General features: G+C 67.8%; 20 protein-coding genes. 12 read left to right on the forward strand and 8 right to left on the reverse strand.

Translation table 11 applies throughout. From position 1 onward, the window contains the following. The 8 genes from bamA to RTU05_RS05520 form a co-directional block, all read left to right on the forward strand. Positions 1 to 2326 (forward strand): outer membrane protein assembly factor BamA (bamA, locus tag RTU05_RS05485; protein ID WP_409411594.1); only part of this gene is annotated, 2326 nt, incomplete at its 5' end. A gap of 31 nt (positions 2327 to 2357) precedes the next feature. Next, entirely contained in the window at positions 2358 to 2975 is a 618-nt protein-coding gene (locus RTU05_RS05490; protein WP_312596421.1) for an OmpH family outer membrane protein, read from the forward strand. Positions 2976 to 2981: 6 nt separating this feature from the next. Next, positions 2982 to 3995 (forward strand): UDP-3-O-(3-hydroxymyristoyl)glucosamine N-acyltransferase, encoded by a 1014-nt coding sequence (gene lpxD / locus RTU05_RS05495; protein ID WP_312596423.1) that lies wholly within the window; start codon positions 2982 to 2984, stop codon positions 3993 to 3995. Between the two features lie 2 nt (positions 3996 to 3997). Further along, positions 3998 to 4462: a 3-hydroxyacyl-ACP dehydratase FabZ gene (fabZ, locus tag RTU05_RS05500; RefSeq protein ID WP_292022810.1), complete on the forward strand. Its 465-nt coding sequence runs from the start codon at positions 3998 to 4000 to the stop codon at positions 4460 to 4462. Then, positions 4462 to 5250, forward strand: coding sequence for an acyl-ACP--UDP-N-acetylglucosamine O-acyltransferase (gene lpxA / locus RTU05_RS05505; RefSeq protein WP_312596425.1), 789 nt, complete (start codon positions 4462 to 4464; stop codon positions 5248 to 5250). The genes fabZ and lpxA overlap by 1 nt, the downstream gene beginning before the upstream one ends. After that, complete coding sequence (gene lpxI, locus RTU05_RS05510) at positions 5247 to 6080, forward strand: UDP-2,3-diacylglucosamine diphosphatase (RefSeq protein WP_312596426.1); 834 nt, start codon at positions 5247 to 5249, stop codon at positions 6078 to 6080. Before lpxA ends, lpxI begins: the two co-directional genes overlap by 4 nt. Further along, on the forward strand, positions 6077 to 7255 hold the full coding sequence (gene lpxB / locus RTU05_RS05515) for a lipid-A-disaccharide synthase (RefSeq protein WP_312596428.1): 1179 nt from the start codon (positions 6077 to 6079) through the stop codon (positions 7253 to 7255). Before lpxI ends, lpxB begins: the two co-directional genes overlap by 4 nt. A gap of 2 nt (positions 7256 to 7257) precedes the next feature. Further along, positions 7258 to 8250 carry an FUSC family protein gene (locus RTU05_RS05520; RefSeq protein ID WP_312596430.1) on the forward strand — a complete coding sequence of 331 codons (993 nt, stop codon included), beginning with the start codon at positions 7258 to 7260 and terminating at the stop codon, positions 8248 to 8250. Between the two features lie 61 nt (positions 8251 to 8311). Here the strand turns inward: RTU05_RS05520 and gltA are convergent, their stop codons facing one another. Further along, on the reverse strand, positions 8312 to 9613 hold the full coding sequence (gltA, locus tag RTU05_RS05525; RefSeq protein ID WP_312596432.1) for a citrate synthase: 1302 nt from the start codon (positions 9611 to 9613) through the stop codon (positions 8312 to 8314). Between the two features lie 65 nt (positions 9614 to 9678). Continuing rightward, complete coding sequence (gene gltX, locus RTU05_RS05530; RefSeq protein WP_312596434.1) at positions 9679 to 11094, reverse strand: glutamate--tRNA ligase; 1416 nt, start codon at positions 11092 to 11094, stop codon at positions 9679 to 9681. 67 nt (positions 11095 to 11161) lie between these two features. On the opposite strand from gltX, the gene RTU05_RS05535 reads away from it, so the two are divergent. Continuing rightward, on the forward strand, positions 11162 to 13267 hold the full coding sequence (locus tag RTU05_RS05535) for a ComEC/Rec2 family competence protein (protein ID WP_312596436.1): 2106 nt from the start codon (positions 11162 to 11164) through the stop codon (positions 13265 to 13267). Here RTU05_RS05535 and lexA read toward each other — a convergent pair. The 4 genes from lexA to RTU05_RS05555 form a co-directional block, all read right to left on the reverse strand. Beyond that, positions 13248 to 13946, reverse strand: a complete 699-nt coding sequence (gene lexA / locus RTU05_RS05540) for a transcriptional repressor LexA (protein WP_312596438.1) — start codon at positions 13944 to 13946, stop codon at positions 13248 to 13250. The two genes, RTU05_RS05535 and lexA, sit on opposite strands and share 20 nt — an antisense overlap. A gap of 132 nt (positions 13947 to 14078) precedes the next feature. Next, on the reverse strand, positions 14079 to 14873 hold the full coding sequence (gene trpC / locus RTU05_RS05545) for an indole-3-glycerol phosphate synthase TrpC (protein ID WP_312596440.1): 795 nt from the start codon (positions 14871 to 14873) through the stop codon (positions 14079 to 14081). Beyond that, positions 14870 to 15907 carry an anthranilate phosphoribosyltransferase gene (gene trpD / locus RTU05_RS05550; protein WP_312596442.1) on the reverse strand — a complete coding sequence of 346 codons (1038 nt, stop codon included), beginning with the start codon at positions 15905 to 15907 and terminating at the stop codon, positions 14870 to 14872. The genes trpC and trpD overlap by 4 nt, the downstream gene beginning before the upstream one ends. 16 nt (positions 15908 to 15923) lie before the next feature. Next, on the reverse strand, positions 15924 to 16514 hold the full coding sequence (locus tag RTU05_RS05555; RefSeq protein WP_312596444.1) for an aminodeoxychorismate/anthranilate synthase component II: 591 nt from the start codon (positions 16512 to 16514) through the stop codon (positions 15924 to 15926). 88 nt (positions 16515 to 16602) lie between these two features. On the opposite strand from RTU05_RS05555, the gene RTU05_RS05560 reads away from it, so the two are divergent. Next, positions 16603 to 16809, forward strand: a complete 207-nt coding sequence (locus RTU05_RS05560; RefSeq protein ID WP_312596446.1) for a peptidoglycan-binding protein — start codon at positions 16603 to 16605, stop codon at positions 16807 to 16809. On the opposite strand, the gene trpE is transcribed toward RTU05_RS05560, so the two are convergent. Continuing rightward, positions 16806 to 18323 carry an anthranilate synthase component I gene (gene trpE, locus RTU05_RS05565; protein ID WP_312596448.1) on the reverse strand — a complete coding sequence of 506 codons (1518 nt, stop codon included), beginning with the start codon at positions 18321 to 18323 and terminating at the stop codon, positions 16806 to 16808. The genes RTU05_RS05560 and trpE overlap by 4 nt on opposite strands. Further along, positions 18320 to 20227 (reverse strand): peptidyl-prolyl cis-trans isomerase, encoded by a 1908-nt coding sequence (locus tag RTU05_RS05570; RefSeq protein ID WP_312596450.1) that lies wholly within the window; start codon positions 20225 to 20227, stop codon positions 18320 to 18322. The genes trpE and RTU05_RS05570 overlap by 4 nt, the downstream gene beginning before the upstream one ends. Before the next feature lie 139 nt (positions 20228 to 20366). Here RTU05_RS05570 and tpiA point away from each other — a divergent pair, with 139 nt between their 5' ends. Both tpiA and secG read left to right on the forward strand, forming a co-directional pair. Continuing rightward, the gene (gene tpiA, locus RTU05_RS05575) at positions 20367 to 21119 is read left to right on the forward strand and encodes a triose-phosphate isomerase (protein ID WP_312596452.1); all 753 of its coding nucleotides are present in this window, start codon (positions 20367 to 20369) and stop codon (positions 21117 to 21119) included. Positions 21120 to 21199: 80 nt separating this feature from the next. Continuing rightward, complete coding sequence (gene secG, locus RTU05_RS05580; protein ID WP_312596453.1) at positions 21200 to 21622, forward strand: preprotein translocase subunit SecG; 423 nt, start codon at positions 21200 to 21202, stop codon at positions 21620 to 21622. The last annotated feature ends 76 nt before the right edge of the window (positions 21623 to 21698 follow it).

Consider the following 21698-nt stretch of genomic DNA (forward strand, 5'->3'; position numbering starts at 1 on the left):
CGCAACGCCCGCGCCCGCGCCCGCGCCTTCAGCTCAGGGGGGCGCCGCCGAACAGACGCCGCGCGTCGAGATCGCCGCGCCTCAGACGATCACGATCAACCGCATCATCGTGCAGGGCGCACAGCGGATCGACCAGACGACGGTTCTGTCCTACCTGCCGATCCGCCCCGGCGATGCGGTGGACGCCTCCGTGCTGGACGTCGCGGTGCGTACCCTGTCGCGCACCGGCCTGTTCGCCGATGTGCAACTAGGCGTGCAGAACGGCGACCTGATCGTTCAGATCAAGGAAAACCCGATCATCAATCAGGTGGTGTTCGAGGGCAACAAGGCGCTGTCGCAGGACAAGCTGACCAAGGAGGTCACCCTGGCCCCGCGCGGCATCTACACCCGCGCCAAGGTGCAGGAAGACGTCGGCGCCATCGTCGAACTGTATCGCCTGCAAGGCCGCATCTCCGCGACCGTCACCCCCAAGCTGGTCCAGCTGGATCAGAACCGCGTGGACGTGATCTTCGAGATCAACGAAGGCCCGCAGACCGGCATCAGCGCAATCAACATCCTGGGCAACCATGCCTTCTCGGACCGCGACGTGCGCGGGGTGATGGTGACCGAGAAGTCGACCTGGTGGAAGTTCTTCTCCAACAACGACAACTACGATCCCAACCGGCTGGAATATGACCAGGAGCAGCTGCGCAAGTTCTACACCAACCGGGGTTACTACGACTTCCGCGTCATCTCCTCGGTCGCCGAACTGCAACCCGACGATCAGGCGTTCCAGCTGACGCTGACGCTGAACGAAGGCGACAAGTACAACTTCGGCGAGGTCAAGGTCGTCACCCAGAACGACCGTCTGAACGCCGACTTCCTGCAGCGCCTGATCCCGATCCGCTCGGGCGACCTGTACGAAAGCGACAAGATCGAACAGGCGGTCGACGCCCTGACCTTCGCGGCCGGTTCGGCCGGCTACGCCTTTGTCGAGATCAATCCGACCTATCGGGCCAATCCCGACACCGACACGGTGGACGTGACCTTCAACGTCTCCGAGGGACAGCGGGTCTATATCGACCGCATCAATGTGGTCGGCAACACCCGCACCATCGACCCTGTGATCCGGCGCGAACTGATGCTGACGGAAGGCGACGCCTTCAACCGCGCCCTGATGGAGCGGTCGCGCAACAACCTGCGCGCCCTGGGCTTCTTCAAGGACGTCAAGGTCGAGGAGACGCGCGGCAGCGCGCCGGACCGTACGGTCATCAACGTCAACGTCCAGGAACAGCCCACCGGCGAACTGTCGGTCGGCGCGGGCTTCAGCTCGGTGGATTCCTTCACCGTCAACCTGGGCATTTCCGAGCGGAACTTCCGCGGACGCGGCCAGAACGTCGTGGCCCGCCTTGAGTGGGGTTCGCTGCGTCAGCAGGTCGACTTCCGATTCACCGAACCGAAGTTCCTGGGCCGCGATCTGCGCGCCGGTTTCGACCTGTTCCACTCGCGCTATGACCTGAGCAAATACTCGTCCTATGACTACCGCTCGACCGGCGGCGGGGTGCGTCTTTCCTATCCGCTGAACGGCAATATGCTGCTCAGCACCCGCTACTTCCTAAAGTCGGACGAGATCATCGTTCCGTTCGGCTATTGCTCGGGCGTCGGCCAGGGTTCGTCGGCGCTGTGCGACCAGGTGGGCAGCTTCATCAACTCGTCCGTCGGCTATACGCTGCAGATGAACTACACCAACGATCCGGTGCGGCCGACGCGCGGTTGGGCCGGTTCGTTGCGTCAGGATCTGGCCGGTCTGGGCGGCGACGTGAACTATGTGAAGACCGAGGCCGACGCCAGCTGGTACTATGGATTCACGCCGAACTGGGTCGTCAGCCTGCAGGGTTCGACCGGCTATGTCAGCGGCTGGAACGGCGATCCGATCCGCATCAACGACCGCTTCTTCAAGGGCGGAAACAGCTTCCGCGGCTTCGAGACCGCCGGCATGGGGCCGCGCGATCTGAACACGACCGATGCGCTGGGCGGCAACTTCTACGCCATCGGCACGGTCGAGCTGACGGTGCCGAACTATCTGCCCGAGCAATACGGCATCAAGACCTCGCTGTTCGCCGACGTCGGTACGCTGGGCGTGCTGGATGATCGCTACAAGCTGACCTCGACCGGCACGGTGAACCCGAATATCGCGGACGAACTGTCGCTGCGTGCGTCGGCCGGCGTCAGCATCCACTGGAAGTCGCCGATGGGTCCGATCCGATTCGACATCTCCAAGGTCCTGTCCAAGGAGGACTACGACAAGACCGAATCCTTCCGCTTCTCGACCTCCACCCAGTTCTAATCGCGGCATTTCGACCGCACGAGGAAATCCCATGAAAGCTCTGATCATCGCGGCGACCGCCGCCGCTTCGCTTCTCGCCACCGCCGCCTCGGCCGCCACGGCCCAACAGGCGGCGGCCGCCCCCGCCAACCCCGGCCCGGTGATCCCCGGCGTGTGCGTCTATTACAACGCTCGTCTGCTGGCCCAGTCGTCGGCCGGCCAGGCCGTGGAAACCCGGATGCAGCAACTGGCGCAGGAGGTTCAGGGCGAACTGCAACCCTACGCCACGGCGATCCAGAGCGAAGCCCAGCAACTGCAAACCTCGGGCGCCAGCCTGCCGGCCGATCAACTGCAACAGCGCCGCCAGGCCCTGCAGCAGCGCGCGCAGGAAGCCCAGCAGCTGGAAGCCACCCGCGAGAACGAACTGCGCTACACCCTGGGCATGCAGCGTCAGGCGATCACCGAGGCCGTGTCGCCCATCCTGACCGCCCTGTATCAGGAAAAGGGTTGCGGTCTGCTGCTGGACCGTGAGAGCGTCTTCATGATGAACCCGGCCATGGACGTAACCGATCTGGCCATCCAGCGCCTGAACACCGCCCTGCCGACGCTCAGCTTCAACCGGATGACCGTGCCGGCTCAGACGCAGGCTCAACCGGCCGCCGCGCGCTAAGTCTCGATGCCTGATTCCCGCTTCTTCGAAACCCTGTCGCCCCTCAGCGTCGCCGATCTGGCGGCCAGGATCGGCGGAGAGGTCGAACGGGGCGGGGATCGCATGATCGCCTCCGTCGCGCCCCTGTCCTCAGCGGACGGGGGCGCGATCGCGTTTCTCGCCGACCGCAAATTCGCCGGCGCCCTGAAGGAAACCCGCGCCGGCTGCGTGATCTTGCCGTCTGAGGCGGTGGACGCGGCGCCGGCGGACGCCGCCGTGATCCTTTCGCGCACGCCCCAGGCTGGCTGGGCCAAGGCGTCGATCCTGTTGCATCGGCCGATCCTGCTGGCCGCCGCCATCGCGCGCGAGGAGGCGGCCGAGGACGACAGCGTGGTGATCGAGCCGGGCGCCGTGCTGGGCGCGGGGGTCCGCATCGGTCGCGGTTCTCGCATCGGGGCCAACAGCGTGATTGCGCCGGGCGTCCAGATCGGACGCGACTGCGTGATCGGATCGAATGTCAGCGTCGGTTTCGCCCTGATCGGCGACGGGGTGAAGCTGTACGCCGGGGCGCGGATCGGGGAGGCGGGTTTTGGCGCGACCGGCACCCAGGCCGGGGTGATGGACATTCCGCAGCTGGGCCGGGTCATCCTGCAGGATGGAGTGACGGTCGGCGCCAACAGTTGCATCGACCGGGGCGCCTATGACGACACCGTCATCGGCGAGAACACCAAGATCGATAATCTGGTGATGGTCGGCCACAACTGCGTCATCGGGCGCAACTGCCTTCTGGTCGCCAATACGGGCATTTCCGGCTCGGTCACGGTCGGCGACAATGTCATCTTCGGCGGCAAGGCGGGGATCGGGGATCACATCACCATCGGCGAGGGTGCGCGCGTCGCGGCCGGGGCTGGCGTCCTGTCCGACGTGCCGGCGGGCGAAACCTGGTCGGGTTATCCGGCCCGTCCGATCCGACAGTTCTTGCGCGAGACCGTCTGGCTCGCCAAACAGGCCTCATCGAAGAAGGCTCCAAAGGAATCATAGGGATGAGCGAAGACGGCAAGATCGATTACGCCGAGGTGATGCGGCGGCTGCCGCACCGCTATCCCTTCCTGCTGGTGGACAAGGCCGAGGACTTCGTGCCCCGCACCTCCATCGTGGGCGTCAAGAACGTCACCCACAACGAACCCTTCTTCCCGGGCCATTTCCCCATCGACCCGGTCATGCCCGGCGTTCTGATCGTCGAGGCCATGGCCCAGACCGGCGCCCTGCTGATGTCCAAGACGCTGGACGTCGCGGTGGCGGACAAGGTCATCATGTTCATGTCCATCGACGGCGTGCGGTTCCGCAAACCCGCGCGCCCCGGCGATCAACTGCGCATGGAGGTCAAGGTGATCAAGGCGCGCGGCGACGCCTACAAATTCCGGGGCGAGACCTTCATCGACGGCAAGCTGGCCGCTGAGGCCGAGTTCATGGCCATGGTGGTGACCGTGCCGGAGCCGGCTGCCTGATGACCATTCACCCGACCGCCATCGTCGATGCCTCCGCCGTGCTGGCCGATGGGGTCCAGGTGGGGCCCTGGTGCACGGTCGGGCCGAACGTGACGCTGGGCGAGAATGTGCGGCTGGTCAGCCATGTCGTGATCCAGCAGGACACGACGGTCGGGGCGGACACGACGATCCACCCCTTCGCCGTCATCGGCGGCGATCCGCAGCACAATGGCTACAAGGGCGAGCCGGTGCGGCTGGAAATCGGGCGCAACAACCTGATCCGCGAACACTGCACCTTCAACCGGGGGACGCCGCAGGGGACGGGCGTTACGGTGATCGGGTCGAACAATCTGTTCATGACCGGGGCCCACGTCGGTCACGATTGCGTTGTGGGCGACAATGTCGTCATGGCCAACAACGCCACTCTGGGCGGTCATGCCCAGGTCGGGGACAAGGTCTTCCTGGGCGGCCTGTGCGCCGTCCACCAGAATGGACGGGTGGGGCAGGGGGCCATCATCGGCGGTCTGGCCGCCGTGACGCGCGACGTCATCCCCTATGGCTCGGCCTGGGGCAATCATGCGCGGTTGAGAGGGCTGAATCTGATCGGCCTGAAGCGCAAGGGCTATGGCAAGGATCAGGTGCGGCGTCTGCTGGCCGCCTATCGCGAACTGTTCGAAGGCGGGGGCGAGTTCGCGAGGCGCCTCGAGGGTGTCGCCGCCCGCTATTCCGACCTGCCCGAGATCATGGAAATCCTGACCTTCATCCGCGAGGGCGGCAGGCGGCCGCTGTGCCTGCCGAACGCGGAATGAGCGTCAAGCTGGGACTGATCGCGGGCGGGGGCGACCTGCCGCAGGCGGTGGCCCAGCGCTGCGAGGCCGAGGGGCGGGCGGTCTATGTCGTGCGGCTGGAGGGGTTCGCCGATCCGCATCTGGCGCGCTGGCCCGGCGACGATTTCGGCATGGTCCAGATCGGCGCGATCCTGAAGGCGTTGAAGGCCAGCGGCTGCGGCGCGGTCTGTCTGGCGGGGATCGTCAGCCGGCCTGATTTCAAGACGTTGAAGCCCGATTTCAAGGGCGCGACCCTGTTGCCCGGCATTGTGGCGGCGGCGGCCAAGGGCGACGACGCCCTGTTGCGGAAAATCCTTTCGGTGTTCGAGACGGAGGGATTCGCGGTCGAGGGCGCCGACGACATTCTAGGCGGAGAGACGCTGGGGCCCGGCGCCCTGAGCGCGTTGACGCCGACGCCCGAGCAGTTGTCGGACCTGAAGAAGGCGCTGCACGTCGCGGAAAAGTCTGGCGAACTGGATATTGGTCAGGGGGCTGTGGTCTGCGACGGCCTGGTGCTGGCGGTCGAGGCTCAGGAGGGCACGGACGCCATGCTGGCGCGGGTCGCCGATCTGCCGGCCGATCTGCGGGGTTCGACTACCGACAGAAAGGGTGTCTTGGCAAAGGCGCCCAAGCCGATCCAGGATCTGCGGGTCGACATGCCGGTGATCGGGCCGCGCACGGTTGAGATGGCGGCGGCGGCGGGATTGGCGGGCATCGGCGGGGTCGCGGGCCGGCTGATCCTGATCGACGGGCCCGGAATCGTCGCGGCGGCGGACCGGCTGGGCCTGTTCGTCTGGGGCATGGATCAATGAGCCGACCGCTGAAGATCATGCTGGTGGCGGCCGAGGCGTCGGGCGACGCCCTGGGCGCGGGCCTGGCCAGGGCGCTGCGGGCGCGGCTGGGCGACGACGTGATCTTCGTTGGCGTCGGCGGGCCGCGCATGGCGGCCGAGGGCGTAGTCAGCCCGTTCGACATCGCCGAGCTGTCGATCCTGGGCTGGATCGAGGGCCTGCGCGCCTATGGCAAGGTCAAGCGTCGGGTCGCCGAGACGGCTGCCCTGGCCGAGCGCGAGAGGCCGGACGCCGTGGTCCTGATCGACAGCTGGGGCTTCACCATTCGTGTGGCCCAGGCCATCCGCGCCGCGCGGCCCGAAGTGCCGCTGATCAAATACGTCGGCCCCCAGGTCTGGGCCTCCCGCCCCGGCCGGGCCAGGACCTTGGCCGGTGCGGTCGATCATCTGCTGGCGCTCTACGGCTTCGATGCGCCCTGGTTCGAGCGCGAGGGGCTGGCGACGACCGTGGTCGGGTCGTCCGCGCTGCATATCGACATGGCCCATGCGGACGGGGCGACGTTTCGCGCGCGACGCGGCGTGGCGGCGGACGCGAAACTGCTGCTGGTCTTGCCGGGCAGCCGGCCCAGCGAGATCGCGCGCATGACGCCCGTCTACGAGGAGACGGTGCGCAAGCTGAAGGCCGTCGATCCTGCGTTGGAGATCGCCGTGATCGCCGCGGGTACGGTGGCCGGCGACGTCGCCGGTCGGATCGCGACCTGGCCTTTCCGCGTGCATCTGGTTGACGAGGCCGAGAAGTACGACGCCATGCGCGCCGCCGATGTGGCCCTGGCCACCAGCGGCACGGTCTCGACCGAACTGGCCCTGGCCGGCGCGCCCATGGTCATCGCCTACAAGATCGACGGCCTGTCGTATCAGCTGATGAAGCGGATGGTGACGGCCAAATACATCACCCTGTTCAACGTCGCCGCCGACGACCAGATCGCGCCGGAATATATCCAGCACGAGGCGAAGCCCGCCCTGCTGGCCTCGGCCGTGGGGCGTCTGTTGTCCGATCCCGAAATGGCCCAGGCGCAGGCGAGGCGCCAGACGGCGGCGCTGGACCTGATGGGGCGCGGTGGGCCTGATCCGTCGGAACTGGCCGCCGACGCCGTTCTGCGCGTCATCGCGGCCAAGGCCGGCGCGGAGCCGGGCTGACCGTGGCCCGCGCCCTCAGCCCCCGTCGTGCGGCCGAGGTGCGAGCGGCCTTGCAGATGGCGGTGGCCGCAACGGCCGCGCTTTATCTGGCCACATTTCTGCGGTTGCCCCATCCGTACTGGAGCGTGATCTCGGCCATCGTGGTGGTCCAGGCCAGCGTCGGGGGCGGGGTTGTGGCCATCGCGCGCGATCGGGCCATCGGCACCATGACCGGCGCCTTCGTCGGCGCGGCTATCGCCTTCGTCCGGCCGCCGGGGATGGAGAGTCTGGCCCTCAGCATCGCCGTCTCGACGGCGGTGCTGGCCTTCCTGGGAACCGGACGCCCCTGGTTGAAGATCGCCCCCGTCACGGCGACCATCGTCATCGCCGGCGGCGCGGGATCGGAAGGGCCGGCGTCCCTGGCGCTGGATCGGGTGATGGAAATCCTGGTGGGCAGCGGCGTCGGCGTGGTCGCCATTCTGGCCCTGTTTCCTCGTCACGCCCGCCAGGCGTTCAAGCTTCAGGCACGCGAAGCGGCGGGCGAGGCGGCCGTGCTGCTGGCCGTGGTCGCCAAAGGGGACGCCAAGGATGCAGCCGAGATCACCCGCCGTCACGCCGATCTGAAGCGGCGGCTGGACGGCCTGGGCCAGGCGGCAAAGAATGTGGTCGATTTCCCGGGCGTGCAGCGCGAGACGGCCGACCGCGCCGCCCTGGCCCGCGCCTTCTGGCGGGTGCGTAGCGACATCGTCATCCTGGGCCGTGGTTTCCATGACGAAGGGGCGGACGGGCGGCTGACGCCCTGGTCCCAGGACGCCGCGCGCGCCGTCGAACGGCTGGAAGCCCTGTCGCGAGGCAAGGCCGCCGATCCCATGGGGCCGGTCGACCAGAGCCTGGCCCTGTCCATCGCGGTCGAGGGCGACGACATGGCCCTGGGCGCCGCCGCCATCGGCGCGGCCCATATGCATCGGGATCTGGACGATCTGGCCGCGCGTTTCCGGGATCTGCGCCTGGTCTGATGGCCCAAAGAAAAACGCCGGGGAGGTCCCCGGCGTTCTGCATGTCGTGTTGGCGGTTCGATCAGCCGCGCTGGTCGATGGCCACGTAATCGCGCTCGGTCGGGCCGGTGTACAGCTGACGCGGGCGGCCGATCTTCTGCGACGGATCCGACATCATTTCTTGCCACTGGGCGATCCAGCCCACGGTGCGGGCCAGGGCGAACAGGACGGTGAACATGGTGGTCGGGAAGCCCATCGCCGACAGGGTGATGCCCGAATAGAAGTCGACGTTCGGGAACAGCTTGCGCGAGGTGAAATATTCGTCCGACAGGGCGACCTTCTCCAGCTCCTTGGCGACCTGGAACAGCGGATCGTTCTCGCGGCCGGTGGCGGCCAGCACTTCGTAGGCCGACTGCTGCATGACCTTGGCGCGCGGATCGTAGTTCTTGTACACGCGGTGGCCGAAGCCCATCAGCTTGTACTTGCGGTCCTTCACGCCCTGAATGAACTCAGGAATCTTGTCGGGCGTGCCGATTTCCTTGAGCATGTTCAGCGCCTCTTCGTTGGCGCCGCCGTGCGACGGGCCCCACAGGCAGGCGATGCCGGCGGCGATACAAGCGAACGGATTGGCGCCCGACGAACCGGCCAGACGCACGGTCGAGGTCGAGGCGTTCTGTTCGTGGTCGGCGTGCAGGGTGAAGATGCGGTCCATGGCGCGAACCAGGGCCGGATCGACGTGATAGTCCTCGGCCGGCACGGCGAAGCACATCCGCAGGAAGTTCTCGGCGTACGACAGGTCGTTGCGCGGCGAGATGAAGGGCTGGCCGACGTGGTATTTGTAGGCGCGGGCGGCGATGGTCGGCATCTTGGCGATCAGGCGGATGGCCGAGATGTCGCGCTGCACCGGATCATGAATGTCCAGGCTGTCGTGATAGAAGGCCGACAGGGCGCCGACAGTCCCGACCATGATCGACATCGGGTGGGCGTCACGGCGGAAGCCCTCGAAGAAGCGGTCGAACTGGGCGTGCAGCATCGTGTGGGTCGTGATGCTGTTTTCGAACTTCTCGAACTGTGCGGCGGTCGGCAGCTCGCCGTGCAGCAGCAGATGGCAGACTTCCAAGAAGTTCGATTTCGACGCCAACTGGTCGATGGGATAGCCGCGGTGCAGCAGCACGCCCGCGTCGCCATCGATATAGGTCAGGGCCGATTCACAGGCCGCCGTGGAGGTGAAGCCGGGATCGAAGGTGAAGGCGCCCGTTCCCGCATAGAGCTTGCGGATGTCGATGACGTCCGGGCCGGTGGAGCCCGAAAGGACCGGCAACTCGATGGTCTTGTCCTCGAAGGACAGGGTCGCCGAGCCGGCGGTTTTGGCTTGTTCAGTCATGAATGCCCCTTTGCATCATACGTCCAGGCGCGGGGAGGCGTCGGGCGCTTTTGGTTTGTGGGTGATCACTTAGTCTGTTGCAGCGCATCATCCAAGCGTCCGAGACTTTCGTCGCGACCGAGAGAGGATAAAGTTCGTGCGATGTCGGGCGAAGCTGACCCTGCGGTAAGCGCCGCGCGCATCGGCGGGCCGATCTTTCCAAAGCCCACGCCCTCGGATTCGGCGAAGGCTTTCAACTCCGCCTCCAGGGCGAACACGTCCCAGGACTGGAACAGCGCCAGCCGGTCGCGGAGGCGAGACAGCCGGTCCAGCGTCTCGCCGGACAGCAGGGCGCGGGCCTTGTCGTCGAGCGTCAGCGGACGGGTCTTCAACACGAAGGCGGTCTGTTCGGCCAGGTCCAGCACCGTCTTGGCGCGGTCCTTGACGAAGGGCATGGCGCGCTGAAGCCGGGCCTCGTCCGCCTCGGCCAGGACGTGCCCCTTTTGCAGATGAGCGTCCAGCGCCTGCTTGGCCAGTCGTTCGTCGTCGGCCAGGCGCAGCCAGTGGGCGTTGACGTGGGCCAGTTTGTCGAAGTCCAGCCGCGCGGGGGCCTTGCCGATGCCGGCGAGATCGAACCAGGCGATGGCCTGGGCGTCGCTGAACAGTTCGTCGTCGCCGTGCGCCCAGCCCAGGCGGGCCAGATAATTCCGCATCGCCTCGGGCAGATAGCCCATCTCGGCGTATTCATGCACCGCCTGGGCGCCGTGCCGCTTGGACAGTTTGGCGCCGTCCGGCCCGTGAATCAGCGGGATGTGGGCGAAGACGGGCCGTGTCCAGCCCAGGGCGTCGTAGATCAGGCTCTGACGTGCGGCGTTGTTCAGATGGTCGTCGCCGCGAATGACGTGGGTCACGCCCATGTCGTGATCGTCCACCACCACGGCCAGATTATAGGTCGGGGCGCCGTCAGAGCGCAGCAGGACCAGATCGTCCAGATCGTCGGTCGACCAGCTGACCGCGCCTTGAACCTCGTCGGGCACCGTCACCGTGGTCGATTGCGGGCGGCGGAAGCGGACGACGTGGGGCAGGACCAGATCGTCAACGGTCGGCTCGCGGTCGCGCCAAGGCGATTCGAAGCTGCGTTTCTCGGCCTTGGCCTCATCGCGCAGGCGCCCCGTCTCCTCGGCGGAGGTGAAGTCGCGATAGGCGTGGCCGGTTTCGAGCAACTGATCGACCACCTCGCGATGGCGGTCGGCGCGACTGAACTGGAAGACCGGTTCTTCGTCCGCGAAAAGCTCAAGCCAGCTCAAGCCGTCGAAGATCGCCTTCACCGCATGATCGGTCGAGCGTTCGCGGTCGGTGTCTTCGACGCGGATCAGGAAGCGCCCTGCGTGTCTCTTGGCGTACAGCCAGTTGAACAAGGCGGTTCTCGCCCCGCCGATATGCAGATAGCCTGTCGGCGAGGGGGCGAAGCGGGTGACGACAGTCGAAGAAGGTGAGGTCATGGGGGAGGGGTCCGTAGGCGAGGCCCTTATACGCCCCGACGCGGCAAAGCCTACCCCCGGCGCGCGATTGCGATCCTGGCTTGCCGATCAGGTCGCGGCCCAGGCGTCGCGCTGGCGGCTGTGGGGACCGGTGGCGTTCGGCGGCGGGTGCGCCCTCTACTTCGCCCTGCGGTTCGAGCCGCCGTTCTGGCCGCTGGGGTTGGCGGCGGTGGCAGCCTTTGCGGTTTGGGGTCTGGCCAAGGCGCGGGGGATGACGCGGCGCATCACATGGCCCCTGCTGATGATCGCCTGTCTGGCGGGCGGCCTGGCGGCGGCCAAGGCGCGCACCGTCTTCGTCGCCGCCCCCATCGCGCCGGCCCTCGGCGAGCCGACGGTGATCGAGGCTTGGGTGGTCGATGTGGACAGCCCCGGCCAGCGCGGCGCCCGTGTGGTTATCGCTCCGGTCTGGATTCGCGGCCTGGCGCCGGATCAGACGCCGGTGCGGCTTCGCGCCACGGTCAGGGGTGAGCCGCCCGAGCCCGGCCAGGCCATACGCCTGTTCGCCATCCTCAATCCGCCGCCCGCGCCGGCCAGCCCCGGCGCCTATGATTTCGGCCGCAACGCCTTCTTCCAGGGCATGGGCGGGGTCGCCTTTGCGCTGGGCGAGACGCGCGAGGCTGATTTACCACGCCCACCGTGGCGTCTGCGGTTGGAGATGGCGGTGAACGGCGCGCGCTACGCCCTGGCTCAGCGCATCGTGGCGCGACTGGGACAGCGGACGGGCGGGATCGCGGCCGCCATGACCACCAGCCACGAAACCTGGATCAGTCAGGCGGACATGGACGTCATGCGCGATTCCGGTCTGGCGCACATCCTGTCTGTGTCGGGCCTGCACATGGCCATCGTCGGCGGCTTCGTCTTCTTCGCCGTGCGGCTGGGCGTCGCTGGTTTTCCCTGGCTGGCGCTGCGGGTTTCGGGGAAGAAGATCGCGGCTTTGGCGGGCCTAGTCGCCGTCGGGGTCTATCTGGTGGTGTCCGGCGCGCCGGCGCCGGCCCAACGTGCCGCCATCACCGCCTCCATCGCCTTTCTCGCCATCCTGCTGGATCGGCAGGCGGTGACCATGCACGGCCTGGCGGTCGCCGCCTTCGTCGTTCTGGCAATCCAACCCGAGGCCGTGGTGACGCCCGGCTTTCAGATGTCGTTCGCGGCGACGGCGGCGCTGGTGGCGCTCGTCGAGGCCTGGCCCAAGCGACCGCGTGAGATTTTCGCGCCCTGGCCGATCCTGGCGGTCCAGCGGCTCGCGGGATGGATCATGGCGGCGGTGGCGGCCAGCCTGGTCGCGGGCATGGCGACCGGCCCATTCTCGATGCAGCATTTCAACCGCACCGCCGTCTATGGCCTGTTGGCCAATCTGGGCACATCGCCGGTGGCCGACTTCATCCTGATGCCGGCGCTGGCGCTGGGCGCGGCGCTCGAACCCCTGGGGCTGGGCGGCCCGCTGCTGGCCGTAGCGGGATGGGGCGTCGATCTGATGCTGGCGATCGGGGCTTGGACGGCCAGCTTGCCGGGCGCCGTTAGAACCATAGCAAGCGCGCCCGACTTCGTTCTGCCCATCGCCTTTATCGGGGTTCTGTTCATCTGCCTGTGGCGCGGGCGGCTGCGCTGGCTGGGTCTGCCGTTGGCTGCGGCGGTGCTGATCTGGCCCCGTCCGCCGGCGCCCGACATTTGGATCGGGGAGGGCGGAACGAATGCAGCCTTCAACCGACTGGGCCATGCCGTCGTCGTGCGGCCGGGCGTGCGAGAGTTCGCCGCCGACCTGTGGTCACGCCGAAGGGGGCTGGTCCTGACCGGACGCGACATGGACGGCTGGACCTGTGATCGCTTCTCTTGCCGGCCTCAAACCGATGTCGCAGGGCCGATCGCTTTATGGTGGGGCAGGCGCGCGCCGGACGAGGAGCGTCTGGCGGCGTTGTGCGAAACGGCCGAGGTTGTCGGGGTGCGCGCCGTCGTCTCGGATGTTCCCGAATCCTGCGCCGGCCGTCTGGTTCTTGACGGGGTGGATTTCGCCAGGCGCGGGGCGGTTGAGCTATGGCGCGACGGCGGGGGTTGGCGCGCGGTCTGGACGACCGACGTGCGCGGGAACCGTCCCTGGACGCGCCAACCCCGCCCCGACGTCAGTGATAGCGGCGCATGAGGCCGACCAGCTTGCCCTGAACCTCCACCTGGTCAGGACCGAAGATACGGGTCTCATAGTTGCGGTTGGCAGGCTCCAGCGCGATGGAGCCGCCCTTGCGGCGCAGGCGTTTCAGGGTGGCTTCCTCGCCCTCGACCAGCGCCACGACGATCTCGCCATTGGTCGCCGTGGCGCCGCGCCGGATCACCACCAGATCGCCGTTCAAGATGCCGGCCTCGATCATCGAATCGCCCTCGATCTCCAGGACGTAGTGATCGCCCTTGCCGAGCATGGATTCCGGCACCGGCAGGCGGTCCTGCTCGTGCTGGATGGCGGCGATGGGCGTGCCGGCGGCGATCTTGCCCAAGAGCGGCAGTTCGCGCGTGTCATTGGCGGCCATAGGCGCGGCCTCGCGGACGGGGGCACCCCCTTCGATCACGTCGGGCTTGAACCCGGCGCGACCACGCGGCGCGCCGGCGGTCGCCTGTTCGGGTAGTTTGGTCACTTCCAGCGCGCGGGCGCGGTGGGCCAGGCGGCGGATGAAGCCGCGCTCCTCCAGCGCCGTGATCAGTCGGTGGATGCCCGACTTGGAGGCCAGATCCAGCGCCTCCTTCATCTCGTCGAACGAGGGAGACACGCCCGTCTCCTGAATACGTTCATGGATGAACATCAGCAGTTCGTGCTGTTTGCGCGTGAGCATCGCCAAGCCCTCAAGCGCCCTCTCCGCAGAATCGGAACGGGCCGTGAACATTGACGATGTTCTGTAAGTGTTCCTTCCTAATGTCAACTTAACGGCCGCGCTGGCCCGCATCGGGCCAAGGAAAGCGGTGCCTCAGGCCGCCAGCAGCGCTCGCGTCGCCGCCTCGACATCGGCTTGGCGCATCAGGCTTTCGCCGACCAGTATGGCCTGGGCGTGGGCGGCTGAGACCCGCGCGACATCATCCGGCGTGAAGATTCCGCTTTCCGCGACCAGAAGGGCGCGCACAGGGCTGAGCATCGACAGGCGCTCGGTGACCTCCAGGTCGACCTCGAACGTCCGCAGCGAGCGATTGTTGACCCCCACCAGATCACCGCCCAGCGCACAGGCGCGGGCCATCTCGTTCTCGTCGTGCGTTTCGATCAGGGCGTCCATGCCGAACCGTTCGGCCTCCGCCAGCAACTCGGCCGCAAGCCTGTCGTCGATCATGGCCAGGATGATCAGGATGCAGTCCGCCCCCAGAGCGCGGCTTTCCGCCACCTGCCACGGATCGACCAGGAAATCCTTGCGAAGGCAGGGCAGGGCGACGGCGTTGCGCGCCGCGGCCAGATAGGCGTCGTCGCCCTGGAAGCTGGGGCCGTCGGTCAAGACCGAAAGACAGGCGGCGCCCCCCGCCTGATAGGCGCGGGCCAGGGCGGGCGGATCGAAATTGGGGCGAATCAGACCCTTGGACGGGCTGGCCTTCTTGATCTCGGCGATCAGGGCGGGGCGACCCGTCTCTTCTTCGACCCGCTCCAGGGCGGCGCGAAAACCGCGCGGCGCCGAGGCGGTCCTGGCCATGGCCTCGATCGCGTCCTGGGACGCAGCCCTCTTTCGAGCGGCGACATCCTCGCGCTTGTAGGCGGCGATACGGTCGAGAACGTCGGTCATGCGTTGGCTTCGGGATCCAGCGGGGTCGAGGTGATGCGGGCCAGACGCTCAAGCGCCTGAGCCGCCCGGCCGTCGTCGATGGCGGCCGCGGCCAGCGCAACACCCTGGGCCAGATCGGCCGCCTTGCCCGCCACGACCAAGGCGGCGGCGGCGTTCAACAGGACGATGTCGCGATAGGCGCCGGCCTGGCCCGCCAGCAGGGCGCGCAAGGCGGCGGCGTTCTCCTCGGCGTCGCCGCCGCGAATGGCGTCGATGGGGCTGCGCGGCAGGCCCGCGTCCTCGGGCGTGACCTGGAACCGTCGCACGGCGCCGTCCCTCCATTCGGCGACCTCGGTCGGGCCGGAGGTCGCCAGCTCGTCCAGGCCCTGACCGTGGACAGTCCAGGCGCGCGTCGCGCCCAGCCGCCCCAGCACCTCGGCCAAGGGCTCCAACAGACGCGGATCATAGACTCCCATCACCTGTCGCCGTGCAGACGCCGGGTTCGAGAGCGGGCCCAGAAGATTGAATACGGTGCGAAAACCAATCTCGCCCCGCACGGGTCCGACGTGACGCATGGCCCCATGATAGGCGGGCGCGAACAGGAAGCAGATGCCCGCCTCGTCCAGCGCCTTCCGTTGCTGCGCCTGATCCGCCATCAGGTTTACGCCCAGGATCGACAACACGTCCGAAGAGCCTGATTTGGAAGACATGGCCCGGTTGCCGTGTTTGGCGACCTTCAGCCCCGCGCCTGCCAGAACCAGGGCGGCGGCGGTGGAGATGTTGTAGGTGTGCTGGCCGTCGCCGCCGGTGCCGCAGGTGTCGATGACCTCGTAAGGGTGATCCAGCGTCAGGGCGGCCTCGCGCATGGCCGAGGCGAAGGCGGCGATCTCGTCCACCGTCTCGCCGCGCATCCGCATGGCGGTGACGGCGGCGGCGACCTGGGACGGGGTCGGTTCGCCCCGCAGACAGGCGGCGAAGAAGTCGTGCGCCTGTTCCGACGTCAGCGGTCGGCCCTCGACCAGCCGGGCCAGGATCGGCTTGAACCCTTCCGCCATCGTCAGTCCGCCACGATCAGGCGGCCGCGAGGCGCTTTACGCCGGCGATATCGAGGAAGTTGGCCAGAATGTCATGGCCGTGTTCGGTTGCGATGGATTCCGGGTGAAACTGCACGCCATGGATCGGGCGGGTGCGATGCCGCAGGCCCATGATCTCGCCGTCCGCGGTCCAGGCCGTGACCTCCAGGTCATCGGGCAGGGTTTCGCGCCTGACGGCCAGCGAATGATAGCGGGTCGCTGTGAAGGGCGAGGGAAGGCCGGCGAAGACGCTCTGGCCCTCATGCAGGATGGGCGAGGTCTTGCCGTGCATCAGGGTCTTGGCGCGGATCACATCGCCGCCGAACGCCTGGCCGATGGCCTGATGGCCCAGGCAAACGCCCAGTATCGGCATGGACGCCGGCGCCGTCTGGATCAGCGGCAGGCAGATGCCGGCCTGGTCCGGCGCGCAGGGGCCCGGCGACAGCAGGACGGCGGCGGGGTTCAGCGCCCACGCCTGGTCCACCGTCAGGTCGTCGTTGCGCACCACATGCGTCGGCGCGCCCAACTCCGCGAGGTAGTGGACGAGGTTGTAGGTGAAGCTGTCGTAGTTATCGACGACGAGGATCATGCCTTGGCTTCTAGGCGTGACGCGCGTCCGCGCCAAGCCAGCGCGGCGGTAAAGCGCATTTTAACTCGCATGGACGCAGGATGCGGCTGTGAAACTGACCGCCGAAAAAGACATCGCCGCCAAGATCGCCGCCGCCAGGGCGCAACTGGTCGTGGTCGAAAGTCCGCCGAGCGCGGTCGCCGCCTTGGGCGCCGCCGCCCTGGCGGCGATGGCGGCGCTGCTGATGGCCGGCGTGGTCATCGTCGGGCCGGGCGTCCAGTTCGACGATCCGACGACGACGACGCTGACCCGCTAGCGATTGCCGGTGCGAAAGCGCCAGGCTTCCTCGGCCGCCCGCATCGGTGCCCGCGCCTTGTGATGGGTCTCGGCGTATTCGGCGGCTGGATCGCTGTCGGCGACCACGCCGGCCCCTGCCTGAACGAAGATGCGGTCGTCCGCGAACAGGGCGGTGCGCAGGGTGATGCAGATGTCCGCCTCGCCCCCGGCCGAGATGTAGCCGACGCCCCCGCCGTAGCCGATGCCGCGCTTTTCGCTCTCCAGCTCGTCGATGATCTCCATCGCGCGAACCTTGGGCGCGCCCGACAGGGTGCCGGCGGGCAGGGCCGCCAGCAGGGTGTCGACGGCGTCCAGACGCGGATCCGCCTTGCCCCGTACGTTCGAGACGATGTGCATGACCTGGCTGTAGCGTTCGACGACGAAGCTCTCCGTCACCTCCACCGTGCCCGGCGCGGCGACACGGCCAACGTCGTTGCGTCCCAGGTCCAGCAGCATCAGATGCTCGGCCCGTTCCTTCGGATCGGCCAGCAGTTCGACTTCCAGCGCCTTGTCGGCATCTGGCGTCTCCCCGCGCGCCCGGGTGCCGGCCAGCGGACGAATGGTCACTTCCCCGTCCTTCAGCCGAACCAGAATCTCGGGGCTGGATCCGGCCAGCTGGAAGCCGTCGAAGTTCAGATAGAATAGATAGGGCGACGGGTTCTGGCGGCGCAGCGACCGATAGAAGGCGAAGGGATCGGCCGACCAGGGCGCGGAGAATCGGTGACTGAGCACGACCTGGAAGATGTCGCCGGCGGCGATATAGTCCTTGGCGCGGGCCACCATCTCGCCGAAGCCGGCTTCGTCCACCGGAGAGGCGAAGGCCGGCGCCTGGGTTTGCTGAGGCGCGGCGCGGACGGGCAACGGATCACGCAAGGCGGCTTCGAAGGCGTCGAGGCGCGCGACCGCCGCGTCGTGGGCGGACTCAGGCTCTAGTCCCGCGTCCGGGTAGGCGGCGGAGACCAGGACGATCTCGTGACGCACGGAATCGAAGATGGCGACCAGCGACGGCCGGGTCAGGACGGCGTCCGGCAGGTCCAAGGGATCGGGATTGGGCGCGCCCAAAGGCTCCAGCAGCCGCACCATGTCATAGCCGAAGACGCCGAACAGTCCCGCCGCCATGGGCGGAAGGTCGTCGGGCAGATCGAACCGCGAGGCCGCGATCAGGGCGCGCAGGGATTGAAGCGCCGGCTGGCTTTCGGGCGTGAAGGCGCCCTGGGCGATGGCGGGACCGCGCGCCAGCTCGGCCGCGTTGGCCCGGCAACGCCAGACTACGTCCGGGTCCAGCGTCAGGATCGAATAGCGGCCGTTGACCGCCCCTCCTTCCACCGATTCCAGCAGGCAGGCGTAGGGCCTGTCCAGCCCCAGTTTCAGATAGGCCGAAACCGGCGTTTCCAGATCGTCGATGATCCGGCGCACGATGACCTGCGGCCGACCGGCCCGAAGACCGGCGGCGAAGGTGTGGAAATCGGCGTCGGCGGGCGTCGCCGTGGTCATTGCGCCGGGGCTGCGGGCTTGGCGTCGGCCGACAGCCCAAGCGCCGAAAGCGCCTGGGCCGGGTCGTTCTTGGCCTTGGAACGCTGGGCGCCGGCGGTGAAGGACGACTGAACCATGGCCTGGACCAGTTCCTGGGTCAGACGCGGACGGACCTGTTCGGCCAGCGGGCCGGCGGCTACGGGATTGGCGGCGTGGATGTTGTCCACCCGACCGACGACATAGGCGGTCTGCGACGCCGGCTGCGAGAAGGCCTGACCCTTGGACTGGCCGAACAGACCCTGCAGCACGCCCTGTCCGAGCGACTGCTGGGTTTCCTGATTGCGGACCACGCCGGTGCGGACGGTCAGGGGCGCGTTCACCGAGCGGGCCACGACGGCGATGTCCTCGCCGTTGCGGACGCGGGCGGTCAGTTCCTCGGCCTTGGTGGACAGACGGCGCATGGTCTCTCGCTGGATCCATTGTTCGGCCAGGGGCGCGCGGACTTCGGCCAGGGTCGGCAGGGTCGAGGGGCGGATGTCGTTGACGCGAATGGCGAAATACTGGCCCTGGCCGGCGTCGACCACGTCGCTCTCGCCGCCCTTGGTCAGGCTCCAGGCCGTATCGAAGATTTGCGGCGGGGCGTTCAACGCCTGACCGTTCGGCAGCTTGCCGTCCTTGGTGAAGGGCGGCAGGTCGACCACGCGGCCGCCGGCTTCACGCGCGGCGTCGGCCAGGGACTTGCCGGCCGTGCGGGCGGCTTCGTACTTCTCGACCTTGGCGTAGGTCTGGGTCTTCACATCCTCGGCGCGCAGTTCCTGGATCAGCTCCTGGCGGGCGCTTTCCAGCGACGCCGGGGCGGCGGGCTGAATGGCCGTGACCTTGGCGACGGCGAAACCGACGCCGGCCTGGACGGGATCGGACACCTGATTGGCCTGCAGGCCGAAGACGGCGCCGGCCGTGGCGGCGTCGCCGATGGCGGCGCGCGGGGTGGCCTCGAAGCTGGCGGGGGCGATGTTGTTGGCGCGGCCCACGTCGGCCGGCGACTGACCGGCGCGCAGGGCGGCGGCGATCTTCTGGGCCGTCTCACGATTGGGTGCGGTCAGGGTGACGAAGGTGCGGGTCTCGGGCTTGCCCAGCGTGTCCTTCTTGAACTCGAAACGCTCGCGGATGCGATCTTCCGAAATCGGCGCATTGCCGGCGTTGTCGGGCGTGAACAGCACGACCGAGACCATGCGGAACTCGGGCGCGCGCAGACGCTCGGCGTTTTCCTGGATGAAGGCGTTCAACTGGGCGTCGGTCGGGGCGGGAACCTGGCCCGCCATGGCCGAGGTCACTTCAAACCAGCGCCCGTCGCGCGTTTCAAGCGCCGAACCGGCCAGCAGGGCGCCGTAGATGCGCGGCACGCGGGCGCCGGCGAAGACGGCGGCGCCGAAATGCTCGGTGGCGTATTGGTCGCGCAGGTCCTGCTCCAGCATGGCGGGGGTCAGGTTCTGCTGGGCCAGGGCGGCCTGATAGGCCTGCTGGTCGAACTGGCCCGTGACCGAGTTGAAGAAGGCCGGGATCTTGCGGATCTGTTTGACGACCAGTTCCTGACCGGGGCGGATGCCCGCCTTCCAGGCCCAGTTCAGGAAGCCCAATTGCTCGGTCTGCTCGGCCAGGAAACGGGTGTGGATGTTCTCGGCGACCAGATCCTGATTGGTCAGGGGGCGGCCCACCTGCTGCTGCAGCCGCTCGCGCACCTGATCGAAGGCGGTCTTGAACTCGGCCTCGTTCATCGAACGCTCGCCGGCGTCGATCACGTGCTTCGGCCCCAGGTTCGAGAATACGTCCATGCGCGCGCCGACGATGACGAAACTGATCGCGATCAGGACAAGCAGGGCGGCCGCCCATTTGGATCGAGAGAAGGCGCGGAAGGCGGTGAGCATTCGAAAACCCGGGACAGGCCGATATTGGCGTCAGCTGTCGCGTATAGTCGCGCCGGGCACGCCCCCGCAAGGATGGCATGATGTCCAGATTGCGGCGCGCCTCTTGGCTTCGCGGTTTGCGCCCCCTAGACAGGCGACCATGAAACAATCCGTGAAGATGATCGTCGGCAATTGGAAGATGAACGGCCTGGCCGGGGCCCTGGATGAGGCGCGGGCGATCAGCGAGGTCGCGAAAACCGTCGAGAGAGCCTGCCGCGTCGCCCTGTGTCCGCCCGCGACGCTGGTCGAGCGTATGGCGGCCGTGCTGAAGGACGGGGCGGCGGCGGTCGGCGGTCAGGACTGCCACGACAAACCGTCGGGCGCCTTCACCGGATCGGTCTCGGCCGAGATGCTGGCGGACGCCGGCGCGACCTTGGTGATCCTGGGCCACTCCGAACGGCGGGCCGGCTTCGGCGAGACCGACGCCGAGGTGGCGGCCAAGGTCGAGGCGGCCGTGGCGGCGGGGCTGGAGCCCATCGTCTGCGTCGGCGAGACCCTGGCGCAGCGCGAGGCGGGCGAAGCCATCGCCGTGGTGTCGGCCCAGGTCGAGGGTTCGCTGGCCGACAGCCTGTCGGAACGGCCCTTCGCCGTGGCCTATGAGCCGGTGTGGGCCATCGGCACCGGCCTGACGCCCACTTTGGACCAGATCGCAGAGGTCCATGCGGCCGTTCGCGCCGCCATCGTCAGGCGGTTGGGGGAGGGGGCGCGCACCGCGCCGATCCTGTATGGCGGCTCGGTCAAGTCGGACAACGCCCGCGACATCCTGACCACCCCCGAGGTTGGAGGAGCCTTGGTCGGCGGCGCCTCGCTGAAGGCGACGGATTTCATTCCGATCATCCAGGCGGCCGTCTGAGGATGGTTTGCCCCCGGCGCGCTTCGATGATAGAGGCCGCCGCTTGATCGGCGCAGATCCGCGCCCACATGATTGACACCATGCTCCAGACCATTCTGCTCGTCGCCATTATCATCGTCGCCGTCGCCCTGACGGGGGTGGTGCTGCTCCAACGGTCCGAGGGCGGCGCCCTGGGCATGGGCGGCGGACCTTCGGGCTTCATGACGGCGCGCGGCGCGGGCAATCTGCTGACGCAGATCACCTGGATCCTGGCGGCCCTGCTGTTCGGCCTGACCATCGTGCTGACCGTGGTCGGCAACATGGATCGCGCCTCGGTTTCGGGCATCGACGCCGACGCCGTCGGATCGCTGGCCACCACGCCTCAGACTCAAGCGCCGCAGCAGCCCGCTCAACAGCAGCCCGCCGCACCGGCGCAACCGGCGGCGCCGTCGCTGGACGATCTGGAAGCCAGCCTGCCGTCGGCGGGTGCCCGGCCCGCCCCGGCCCAGCAACCCGCCCAGTAAGGGTCGGAAACCCGACCAGAGTTTTAGAAAGCGCGCCGCAGGGCGCGCTTTCTTCTTTTGATCAACAGTTCGATTC

The organism is Brevundimonas sp. (assembly GCF_032017145.1).
In the GTDB taxonomy this organism is placed as follows: domain Bacteria; phylum Pseudomonadota; class Alphaproteobacteria; order Caulobacterales; family Caulobacteraceae; genus Brevundimonas.

Coding starts and splice junctions, on each gene's coding strand:
- gltA (WP_312596432.1), bottom strand. CDS start 9,613: ATGACTGAACAAGCCAAAACCGCCGGCTCGGCGACCCTGTCCTTCGAG.
- tpiA (WP_312596452.1), top strand. CDS start 20,367: ATGAAACAATCCGTGAAGATGATCGTCGGCAATTGGAAGATGAACGGC.
- trpD (WP_312596442.1), bottom strand. CDS start 15,907: ATGGCGGAAGGGTTCAAGCCGATCCTGGCCCGGCTGGTCGAGGGCCGA.
- lexA (WP_312596438.1), bottom strand. CDS start 13,946: ATGCTCACGCGCAAACAGCACGAACTGCTGATGTTCATCCATGAACGT.
- trpE (WP_312596448.1), bottom strand. CDS start 18,323: ATGACCACGGCGACGCCCGCCGACGCCGATTTCCACACCTTCGCCGCC.
- RTU05_RS05555 (WP_312596444.1), bottom strand. CDS start 16,514: ATGATCCTCGTCGTCGATAACTACGACAGCTTCACCTACAACCTCGTC.
- secG (WP_312596453.1), top strand. CDS start 21,200: ATGCTCCAGACCATTCTGCTCGTCGCCATTATCATCGTCGCCGTCGCC.
- trpC (WP_312596440.1), bottom strand. CDS start 14,873: ATGACCGACGTTCTCGACCGTATCGCCGCCTACAAGCGCGAGGATGTC.
- lpxD (WP_312596423.1), top strand. CDS start 2,982: ATGCCTGATTCCCGCTTCTTCGAAACCCTGTCGCCCCTCAGCGTCGCC.
- gltX (WP_312596434.1), bottom strand. CDS start 11,094: ATGACCTCACCTTCTTCGACTGTCGTCACCCGCTTCGCCCCCTCGCCG.
- fabZ (WP_292022810.1), top strand. CDS start 3,998: ATGAGCGAAGACGGCAAGATCGATTACGCCGAGGTGATGCGGCGGCTG.
- lpxB (WP_312596428.1), top strand. CDS start 6,077: ATGAGCCGACCGCTGAAGATCATGCTGGTGGCGGCCGAGGCGTCGGGC.
- RTU05_RS05570 (WP_312596450.1), bottom strand. CDS start 20,227: ATGCTCACCGCCTTCCGCGCCTTCTCTCGATCCAAATGGGCGGCCGCC.
- lpxI (WP_312596426.1), top strand. CDS start 5,247: ATGAGCGTCAAGCTGGGACTGATCGCGGGCGGGGGCGACCTGCCGCAG.
- lpxA (WP_312596425.1), top strand. CDS start 4,462: ATGACCATTCACCCGACCGCCATCGTCGATGCCTCCGCCGTGCTGGCC.
- RTU05_RS05490 (WP_312596421.1), top strand. CDS start 2,358: ATGAAAGCTCTGATCATCGCGGCGACCGCCGCCGCTTCGCTTCTCGCC.